The sequence below is a fragment of the Methanobacterium petrolearium genome (assembly GCF_017873625.1).
GTDB lineage: Archaea > Methanobacteriota > Methanobacteria > Methanobacteriales > Methanobacteriaceae > Methanobacterium > Methanobacterium petrolearium.
Map to the genome: position 1 here is coordinate 1 of NZ_JAGGKL010000021.1, position 10,023 is coordinate 10,023.

Annotated in this window: 11 protein-coding genes; 6 read left to right on the forward strand and 5 right to left on the reverse strand. The window is 38.2% G+C overall.

The window, feature by feature from the left end:
- Window positions 1–134: 134 nt before the first annotated feature.
- Together J2743_RS11860 and J2743_RS11865 are read right to left on the reverse strand one after the other, a co-directional pair.
- The gene (locus J2743_RS11860) at window positions 135–1,046 is read right to left on the reverse strand and encodes a methanogenesis marker 7 protein (RefSeq protein WP_209627474.1); all 912 of its coding nucleotides are present in this window, start codon (window positions 1,044–1,046) and stop codon (window positions 135–137) included.
- Window positions 1,031–1,588, reverse strand: coding sequence for a hypothetical protein (locus J2743_RS11865; protein ID WP_209627476.1), 558 nt, complete (start codon window positions 1,586–1,588; stop codon window positions 1,031–1,033). Before J2743_RS11865 ends, J2743_RS11860 begins: the two co-directional genes overlap by 16 nt.
- A 270-nt stretch (window positions 1,589–1,858) precedes the next feature.
- Between J2743_RS11865 and J2743_RS11870 the strand changes: the two genes are divergently transcribed.
- The 5 genes from J2743_RS11870 to J2743_RS11890 all read left to right on the forward strand — a co-directional run bounded on the left by J2743_RS11870 (window position 1,859) and on the right by J2743_RS11890 (window position 6,295).
- A complete protein-coding gene (locus J2743_RS11870; protein ID WP_209627494.1) occupies window positions 1,859–2,074 on the forward strand; it encodes a TRAM domain-containing RNA chaperone in 216 nt (71 codons plus the stop codon).
- A gap of 56 nt (window positions 2,075–2,130) precedes the next feature.
- A complete protein-coding gene (gene comB / locus J2743_RS11875) occupies window positions 2,131–2,799 on the forward strand; it encodes a 2-phosphosulfolactate phosphatase (protein ID WP_209627478.1) in 669 nt (222 codons plus the stop codon).
- Between the two features lie 113 nt (window positions 2,800–2,912).
- Window positions 2,913–4,070, forward strand: coding sequence for a TraB/GumN family protein (locus J2743_RS11880; RefSeq protein ID WP_209627480.1), 1,158 nt, complete (start codon window positions 2,913–2,915; stop codon window positions 4,068–4,070).
- A 96-nt stretch (window positions 4,071–4,166) separates the two neighbouring features.
- A complete protein-coding gene (locus tag J2743_RS11885) occupies window positions 4,167–4,385 on the forward strand; it encodes a DUF1922 domain-containing protein (protein ID WP_209627482.1) in 219 nt (72 codons plus the stop codon).
- 317 nt (window positions 4,386–4,702) lie between these two features.
- Entirely contained in the window at window positions 4,703–6,295 is a 1,593-nt protein-coding gene (locus tag J2743_RS11890; protein WP_209627484.1) for a GTPBP1 family GTP-binding protein, read from the forward strand.
- A gap of 75 nt (window positions 6,296–6,370) precedes the next feature.
- On the opposite strand, the gene J2743_RS11895 is transcribed toward J2743_RS11890, so the two are convergent.
- Complete coding sequence (locus J2743_RS11895; protein WP_209627486.1) at window positions 6,371–7,249, reverse strand: TIGR00269 family protein; 879 nt, start codon at window positions 7,247–7,249, stop codon at window positions 6,371–6,373.
- Window positions 7,250–7,284: 35 nt separating this feature from the next.
- Between J2743_RS11895 and J2743_RS11900 the strand changes: the two genes are divergently transcribed.
- The gene (locus J2743_RS11900) at window positions 7,285–7,587 is read left to right on the forward strand and encodes an MTH1187 family thiamine-binding protein (RefSeq protein WP_209627488.1); all 303 of its coding nucleotides are present in this window, start codon (window positions 7,285–7,287) and stop codon (window positions 7,585–7,587) included.
- Between the two features lie 28 nt (window positions 7,588–7,615).
- Here J2743_RS11900 and J2743_RS11905 read toward each other — a convergent pair whose 3' ends face one another.
- Window positions 7,616–8,713 (reverse strand): DegT/DnrJ/EryC1/StrS family aminotransferase, encoded by a 1,098-nt coding sequence (locus tag J2743_RS11905; RefSeq protein WP_209627490.1) that lies wholly within the window; start codon window positions 8,711–8,713, stop codon window positions 7,616–7,618.
- A gap of 213 nt (window positions 8,714–8,926) precedes the next feature.
- Complete coding sequence (locus tag J2743_RS11910; RefSeq protein ID WP_209627492.1) at window positions 8,927–9,880, reverse strand: CPBP family intramembrane glutamic endopeptidase; 954 nt, start codon at window positions 9,878–9,880, stop codon at window positions 8,927–8,929.
- Window positions 9,881–10,023: the final 143 nt, after the last annotated feature.

A 10,023-nucleotide genomic window follows, 5' to 3' on the forward strand; every position in this document is an offset into this window, starting at 1 on the left:
ATGTATTTGCCAAATTAAACAGTTTAAACCATGAATTCAATCCAATAAAAAATTTAAATATCCAAAGATCTAACAGATAATCGAAATTCTCTATAATAATAAATATTGATATCTAAAAAAGGAATGGATTTTTTTTATATTATTGAAGTCTCAGGCAAGAGTTTCACCAGGATGTAATCGTACATCATAGATTTTTTAATCTCAGAAACATCTCCTAAACGGTAATCATCCACTTCTACCTCAGCAATCTCATCTTTGTACTGATCATAGTCCAGTTTAACTCTCACACCATCTAACTGACTTACTATAGGTGCAGGAGAATATATTTCCTCTACTGCAGGTACCTGGTTTTCAATTTCTGTCTTAACCAGTATGGAAGGCACAATTGGTGGATCATCCAGCATCTCTTTTCTACGAGTATCAAGGATGTCCTCAACAACTTCAGCCAGGCTTCTGAGAGCCCTGATATCTTCGCCTCTTTTTAATCGACGTGGTATTCTTCCCAATCCACTCACGTAGGCTGTAGCTCCAGGTATGTCCTCCACATCCATCTCGGGAGCACCAGTTACCACTACTGGGATGTCGATGTCTGAGAAAAGATGGGTTTTGTTCATTATGCATTCTCTGAAGCTTCCCAGGGCAAACACTGCCAGGTCATGTTCTTCAATGAGTCTTTTTTCATCCTCGGAAATGCGGGATATTCCCTTACCTGCTCCACGAGACAGGCCGATCATATTGTCCTTTGCCCCATAACGTCGGAGGTATTCTGAGATGTCACATGCAGAGTGGGGTAAGTGTTGCCTGGCAAGTGTTGGTGATACAATGGCGATTTCTGTTCCTGCCATTGGTGCTCTTTTAATTTTTCCCAATAACTCCCTGGATTTTTCATCTACTTTTTCCACATCATCCAGGGGAACTGCCAGGGTCAGGACCAGATCCATCTGACTGGTGGTCTTCTGGAGTACAAAACCTCCCAGATCCTCAATAAGCTCCGTCATTTCTTCATGCTTGTGAACTCCACCGATATAAGTTAAGGTTTCATACATAATCTCTTCTCCAGAATATGATATCGCAGTTGTGCTCTTTCCAGGGGATTTTTGGGGGCATTTTTATGGGAAGGAAGTTCCACAGCCCTGCTACCCATGAACTCTATTTCCTTCATGAAATCCTGGTTAAAGTCATCTTTCAGGTAGTCTGGAAAGACCACAAAGTCAGGTTCATCTTCTACCAGGACAAATCCCATATCTTCAACTATGTCTCTGATAAAATTTGAGTACACCTTAACTTTTATTTTTTTCCTTTCATCACACCCGTCCCCTTTAGGGTTACCATAGTTCAGATAATAAGCTTTAAATTCTCCAGTATCAAGTTTTTCCGTGCCTAAAACATTAGAAATTTTATCAATGCTTTCATATATCTGTTTAAATGTGTTTAACTTTATTTTTAAGGCATGAATTTTTGTTTCTGTCTCAGAAAGAACAATGGCTAAATCAGCCCCTTCAAAATTGTTGTCGGTTTTTACTGTATATTCTAAAACACCAGCCAGTCTTACTACTTCCTGACACATAGGAGTGGTAAAAATATTCATAAGCACCTCAAATTTTTGTTAAAGTAACGATCTATAATTTACTAGATCTAATTTATCATCTTGCATTGTAAAATGTTATTGATAGAACCATTTATATGAATTATAACATTATTTGAAAAAAAGAATCTGGAAAGAGTTTAAAATCTCTAATTTAACCATTGAGTTCCTCTCATTAAGTTCTAAGAAGACTTACCAAAGATTTAAATAATAAATAAAATAAAAAAAGAACATAACAAGACTGTTTAATAGTGGTCTCGGGATGTGAATGAATTGTTTGGTGCAGATGAAACTCCAAAAACAGCCCCTATAAAAGAAGGGGAAGAATACGAAGTCAAAATCGAGGATGTAGGTAAAGAAGGCGATGGAATCACACGAATTGAAGGTTTCGTGGTCTTTGTGCCTGAAACAAAGGTAGGTGAAGAGGTTAAAGTTCGGATAACCTCAGTTCGGAGAAGATTCGCTTTTGCCGAGAAAGTCCCGGAATAAAAAAATAACAAAAAAATATTTATTTTTCACTCTTATTATCTATTTTTGGTGTACAAATGCAGGTTTCCTTAAGTTTAGAGAGATCATTTTCCCATGATGTTGCTATAATGGTGGATGTTTTGCGCGCCAGTACCACCATCACTATTGCCCTGGAAAAAATTCCCTATGTTATCCCTACACTGGAAATAGAAGAAGCACTGGTTATGGCACCGAAACATCAGGCGTTCCTAGCCGGTGAAAGAGATGGTGCAACCATTGAAGGATTTGACACTGGTAACTCACCACTGGAAATCCAGAAATTAAGTGGTAACACCCTGATTATCACCACAACTAATGGAACCCGAATTTTAAAAGGGATCAAAGGCCGTGCATTTATAGGTTCATTTATAAATGCCAGGGCAGTTGCCCAAAAAGCCAGTAACATTGCTTCAGAACATGTAGAAGTGGTTATGGCGGGAGTGAGAGGAAAATTCGCTATAGAAGATTTTTTAGGTGCTGGAGAAATAATTACCCATCTACAGGATCATGAACTTGATGAAATGGCCCAATCAGCACTTTTAGCAGTTCAAAATCCAGAACTGGTTGATTATCATGTTAAAAACTCCCGGTCAGCACGCAAACTTCGAAAACTAGGATTTGGTGAAGATGTGGAATTCTGCCTCCAGCGTGATATCTCACAGATAGCTCCCCAATTTAAAGAGGGTATTATAAGAATTTCAGAATAACTGAAAAATAACAAGCTTTTTATAAAGTCATTATATAAGGCATATAATCAAAATTTATAAAACTATACAAATAAATCTAGTTTCATAGTTTTCAGTTTAATTAGAGTGATTTAATGGCACCTGACAATCTAAAAATCATCGGTACAGCCCATGTATCTGAAAAAAGTGTTGAAGAAGTAAGAAACACTATTTTGGAATCAAAACCAGATGTTGTGGCAGTGGAACTTGATGCTGCCCGTTATCAGAACTTGTTAAATGAAAAAAACGGCGTCCAGACTGATAAAGAGATAAAGATAAGGGAAATCTTAAAAGGGAATAATTTAACCATGTTTTTGGTTAGTGGGTTTCTCAGCTATTTCCAGAAAAAGATTGGAGAAGAAGTGGGAGTTAAACCCGGTTCAGAGATGCTGGCTGCAGCCGAAGCTGCCCAAGAAGCAGGAGCCAGGGTGGCACTCATTGACCGGGACATTCAAATAACCCTTAAACGGGCCTTAAATCATATGACCTTCTGGGAAAAGGCCAAATTTGTGTATAGTATCATTGCATCATTTTTCACAGATGATGAAGCAATTGAAGACATTGAAAGCATAAAAGAGGGTGATGCACTGGAAGAAGTAATGGGCTACTTCCAGGAGATGTCCCCCCACGCCTACGAAGTTCTGGTAAAAGAAAGGGATGCTTACATGGCCAGGATGCTCCTGGATCTTGATGGAGATGTGGTGGCAGTAGTGGGTGCAGGCCACAAAGAGGGAATCAGGGAGAAAATGGAACATCCCGAGGAAATACCTCCACTTCACCAGCTTTTAGAATTGAAAAAACAAAAAATAACAGTTACTAATGTTATTCTATTTGCCCTCCCTGCATCATTCATCATAATATTTGCAGCTGCCCTAATAAATGGCATCAACATCCAAGGGGGACTCCTGTACTTTGTCCTGCTCACTGGTGGCCTTGCATTTCTGGGCTCATTACTGGCAGGATCAAAAATTCCTTCAGCCATAACCGCATTCTTGGTAGCCCCAATAACCTCCATACACCCCCTTCTGGCTGCTGGTTGGTTTGCAGGGATAGTGGAAGCAAAACTACGAGGGGTATCCATGGATGATCTTTCCGATCTATCCAAAACTGAAAGTTTACGTGATCTCTGGAATAATAATCTCTTCAGAATCCTTTTAGTGGTGGTGGGGGCCAACATTGGATGCAGTATTGGAACATTCCTTTCCATACCTAACGTTCTTTTACCCTTAATCAACCAGTTAATGGGTTTATAAGATTTATAAAATGGATCATGGTAATATGGGAATTGAATGATGTAGGGGGAATGTTTTAATTAATTAGAAAAAACCCCAGTTTAATGAGTTGGTTAAATGTATTTGATATTCAGATGTGACTGTGGGCGGGCAGTATACGCCAAAGAGAGTGTGAAGCGTAAAAAATGTGTTTGTGGTAAAAATTTAAAGGTCTCTGAAAGGCGAATCCTGGCCAAAACTCAAGATCCACAAGAAGCCTCAAAGAAGGTGCAGGAACTTCAGGAAGAAAAGTATGGTGAAGCAATTTTCACCACTGCAGATAAGATCAAACGGTAACAATATCTAATAAAATACATGAACTATACTAAGGGAGATATGGTGATTATGTGGGTTGGGAGGAGTTAGATTTTAAAACTCAAACAGTAATTGAGTTTTTATTGACAACCATCCCCGTTTTATCGTTTATCCTCCCTATTTACAACAGTTTAATTGGTCCACCCACCTGGGACTATCCCATACCCTAATTATCAACTATAACATCAATATTATCAATTAACCACTTTTTTATTTCTATTTTAGGCATATTAATTAAAAGGATTAAATAATCATATAGGAAGATAAAAAGACTCATTAATAAAACATCAGGTTTAATTATGAGTGGTAAAAATTTCGCAAAACTCACTCAAGCCGGTGAGAGAAAAAACATAGAATTCAAAGAAAACCTTAATTCTAAAACTCATCTTTTCACTGAGCGTAAACAACAACTGGCATCCCAGATGAAGTATCGTCTGGAGAGGGGGTATGGTGAAGCTATTTATTTTATAGGAGTTGACGATAATGGTCAACTACTGGGACTCACCCAACCAGAGATGAATGAATCACTACACGTTCTGGGTGAACTTGCCCACGAAATAAACTCCAAAATCATGGATGTGGAAACCGAACCAGCAGGTAGAGGTGAAGTGGCAAAGGTGATCATCAGCCGCCAGCAAACCAACCAACCTGACCACCTGCTAATTGGAGTTGCCGGCCATGTAGATCATGGAAAAAGCACCCTGGTGGGAACATTAACCACCGGATCCCTTGACTCCGGTTCAGGAAGCACCAGAATCTTCCTGGATGTTCAAAAACATGAAATTGAACGGGGACTGTCTGCTGATCTTTCCTTTGCAGTTTACGGGTTCAGTGAGGGAGAAACTGTAAGGATTAAAAATCCTTTAAATAAGCGTGAAAAAGCTCTTTTAGTTGAAAAATGTGATAAACTTGTTTCCTTCGTTGACACTGTTGGCCATGAACCCTGGCTCCGCACTACCATCCGTGGTATTGTGGGACAGAAACTGAGTCATGGTTTACTGGTAGTATCAGCTGATCAAGGACCAACACACATCACCAGGGAGCATTTAGGCATTATACTGGCCATGGACTTACCAGTCATCGTAGTGATAACTAAAATTGACATGGTAAGCCCTGAAAGAATAAAAACAGTCCGTCAGGATATCTTTGACCTGTTGAAACTGGTGGGTCGAATACCATACATGGTAGAAAGTCCCAAAGATGCTGATTTTTTGACTGAAAACATGAACCACCACCTGGTACCAGTTATTAAAGCATCTCCTGTCACCGGTGAAGGTTTAGAAATTTTAGATCGGCTTTTTTCAGGTCTTAAAATCCCATCCTATGAGGAAGATTCTAAAAAACCGTTCATGATGTATATTGATAAGATATACTCAGTTGTTGGTGTGGGAACTGTGGTAAGCGGCACTATACGGCAGGGTACTGTTAAAAAAGGTGAAAAGCTGATTTTGGGCCCTTTTAGTTCTGGTGATTTTGTTCCAGTGAATGTCAGATCCATAGAAATGCATCATTACCGTAAGGAGAATGCTAGTGTAGGGGAAGTGGTGGGTATTTCCATCACCGGAGTTGAAATGACTGAAATTAAAAGAGGCATGATTATTTGTCATCCTGACTATAACCCCAGTGCAGTGCGAGAATTTGACGCAGATGTAGCCATACTGGTACACCCAACCACAATTAAAGAAGGTTATGAATGTATAACCCACATAGAGACCATAGCAGAAACCACCTGCTTTAAACCCATTGAAAATGAATATTTATCAGCCGGAGACACTGGTAAGATTAGAATGAGATTCAAATACCGTCCTTTTGCAATACGTGAAGGTCAAAAACTAATATTTAGAGAAGGGAAGAGTAAAGGAGTGGGCACTGTAACCCGCCTGGTCAGTTAATCGTGTTGATCTTTTTTCTTATTTTATTTTCATATCATTGTTATTTTTTTTGTATTCTATTATCCCGGTTATTATCTATTTTAGCTCATTATTATACTCAAGTTGATTTTTTACAAATTCTCGAATTTCACAGGCTTTGCATACAGAAGCAGCAGATGGCTCACCGCATATTTCACATTCTGAAAGTTTAATCTCTTTTTTATTTATCTTAAGACTTTTCTGAAAAAATCTAAGAATTTTCATCTTGGTTCCGGGTCTATCTTCTTCCAATTGGTTTAAATAGTTTTTCAGACGTGACCTAAGAGACTGATGTGCATAAGGACATTCTGCCAGATGTACATCCATTTCATTCAAAACTGCCCACATACCTACCTCTTTTTCCGGTATGCACCATAATGGTTTAATACGTGGCACCAGTTTAGGGTGGATACGTTGCTGTCTGGGCCCGAACTTGGCAAAACGCCTTACATCTGCCCGGGCAAAACTCATAAGAAATGATTGAATTTCATCATCAAGATTATGTCCTGTGGCTAATTTATCAACCCCAAGATCATGAGCAGTTCGGTTTAGAAGGTAGCGTCTGAAAACACCACAGGGGACACAAGCAGTCTGATAATAACTTTCAGACTGATCAAGGGTTATTCCGAACTCTTTTTTAAGGGAAATCTCATGGTAATCCACCCCTAATTGGTATGCATTATTTCGGGCAGATTTCAACCCATCCTCACGATAACCCCCTATCCCTTCATCAATAGCAATAGCCAATAGTTTAAAATCAAAATCTGATTCTTTTTGAATTTTATCAAGAAGATGTAATGTTAATACACTGTCTTTTCCACCAGAAAGGGCTACGACCACCCTATCTCCATCATCTATGAGTTTATAATCCTTTATAATTTTTTTAACCTTTTTTTCAAGTTCCTGGTTGAAATTTTCAGGATCAAGGGGTTTCATAAAAATTATATGAACAGAGGCACATAAATAAGAGTATGATATCAGCAGAACTGACCATAATCCCCCTAGGCACATCTGGAACCAGTTTAAGCAACTATGTGGCTGTTGCTATAGCTGCTCTTGATGAAACGGGCATAAAATATCAGTTGAGTGGCATGGGAACTTTACTGGAGGCTGAAACTCCTGATGAACTTTTTGATGCCATTAAAATAGCTCATGAAGCAGTTCTTTCAGCGGGTGTGGATCGTGTGGTGACCAGTGTCAATATCGACGATCGCAGGGATCGTGACAGAACCATGACTGATAAGATACGTTCCGTAGAGAAGAAACTGGGATAAAAATAGTAAAAATGGAAAATTAAAGAATTTACTCAAATAAATTCTCTGAAGCAGCTTCCAATGAAATGGCTATTTTTTCCAACTCTTCAATAGTCAACCCAGGGTGTACAGGTAATGAAAGAACTTCAAGGGCAGCTTTTTCTGTTTCAGGCCAGTTATCATCATATCCCCTGTCCTGATAAAGTTTTTGTTTATATATGGGGATAGGGTAATGTATTCCAGTTCCAATTCCTTCCTGGTTCAAATATTCCATCAAAGCATTCCTTTTACCTTCTTTAACTCGCACAGTATATTGATGGAACACGTGTTTTACTTTTGGGGAAACATATGGCGGTTTGATACCGGTTAAACCTTTTATGTGCTCCTTAAGGTATTCAGCGTTTTCTATCCGTTTTTGGTTAAACCCATCCAACTTCTTAAGTTGTACCAGGCCAATACTGGCAGATATATCAGTCATTCGGAAGTTATATCCAAGAATTTCATGTTTATACCGTTCTTTTTCACCATGAGCCCTTAAAATCCGAGCCATGTCGGCCATATGGGAGTTGTTTGTGGTAATCATACCCCCCTCACTGGTAGTCATGTTTTTAGTAGGATAAAAACTGAAACATGCCATATCTCCCATGGATCCCACCATTTTATCTTTGATCATTGCACCGTGAGCTTGGGCAGCATCTTCAATAACCCTTAGATCATGTTCTTTGGCTATCTGTTTTATCCGGTCCATCTGTGCTGGTTGACCATAAAGATGTACTGGTATGATTGCTTTGGTTTTCTCTGTGATAGCCCCCTCAATGAGTTCTGGATTTAAATTAAAGGTTTTAAGATCTATATCTACAAAGACAGGCTTTGCATCCACATATAGTGCACAGTTACTGGTAGCTGCAAAGCTGAAAGGAGTGGTTATGACTTCATCACCCTTCCCTACCCCTGCAGAAAGCAATGCCAGATGTAATGCTGTGGTGCCTGAACTTACAGCAATGGCATGTTCAGTTCCAACGTAACTGGCAAATTCTTCTTCAAACTCTGCTACTTTAGGGCCTTGGGCTATGAATCCTGATTTTAATACCTTTTCAACTTCTTCAATCTCTTCTTCACCTATAAGGGGCTTGGCAATTGGTATCATTAAATTCACCTTAAATTTTTACTGATAAAATGGTATAAAGCAATCAAATAAACTATCATTAGGTAAATAACCACGAATTATTTCTTTAAGAACTACATCTTTAAAATATTCAACTATATCCTTAATTTTCCATTGATTGATCATACATAAAAACATACCTAATTTCTAAAAATAGAGGATGTAAAAGAAGAATAATTAGAATTTGATACTTTTTTAACGGAATATTTTCACAAGATCGTCTTTCCGGTTCCAGAACAGAATTACAATTGTTATAACGGCTGCCAGGATCAAGAATGGCAGACCAGTGAAGGGTTCTGAGGCTTCGGAAGTAACCACGGATGGCAGACCCGGGAGGCCAGAATCTGCAGAATTATACAATAAAGCAATATAAAGGTTGTTTGCAATGTGAACCCCCATAGCAGTTTCTATTCCATTATCCCCCAGTGTTATCACCCCTAACATTAAGCCAATGATAAAGGTAGAACACACAATTGATAAATCCATGTACAGATTGGTACCATTGAAAAAATGAACACCTCCAAATGCCAAAGATGTGAGTAAAAGAGGGAACCAGGGTTTAGATAACGAACTAAAATTTAAAAACCTACTTAATCTTTTAGAAAATAGGTTGAATCCCTGCATTAGGTATCCTCTAAACAAGATCTCCTCAAATGATGCCTGTATTGGGAAAGCTAATAAACATATGATGAGAAGGAGTAAATAAGTTTTCGAATTGAAAGTCACCTGATAACCGCCTGGATTAAATATTAAACTAGGTAAAGATAATAAAAACAGTATTAAACCCCATACAATCAGCCCTTTGAGTAACAATTTCCATCTTAAACTGTTAAGAGTATTGATAACGCTCAAAAACTTTTTATGATGTAAAAATCGTAGACAAATGTAGAAAAGAATGAATGACAAGGAATAACTTACTCCAACCAATATTATAAGAGTAAATGGATTGGAAATAAGTGACGTAACTACCTGAGTGATGTTTGATACTCCTTGGAATGACAAAAAACCAGCATAAATAATTAACACCACAACCAAGGCAATACCTGCCAATAGATTGCCACCACCAAAAGAAATTATAACAGTTAAAAGATATCTCCACCAGCTGTTTTCGCCTTCAGAAGCATTTTCTAGAAACGGTATTGATGACATATTTTTTTGACTCCATTAATATAGAACACTCTCTTTTTATCACTGTACAGAGATTTTCTTTTTACTTTGTTTTTTTATTTTTGGTTTGGTATTTTTTTATTTTTTTTATTTTTTGGTTGTTTTTCTGGGTTTTTAACCTTATT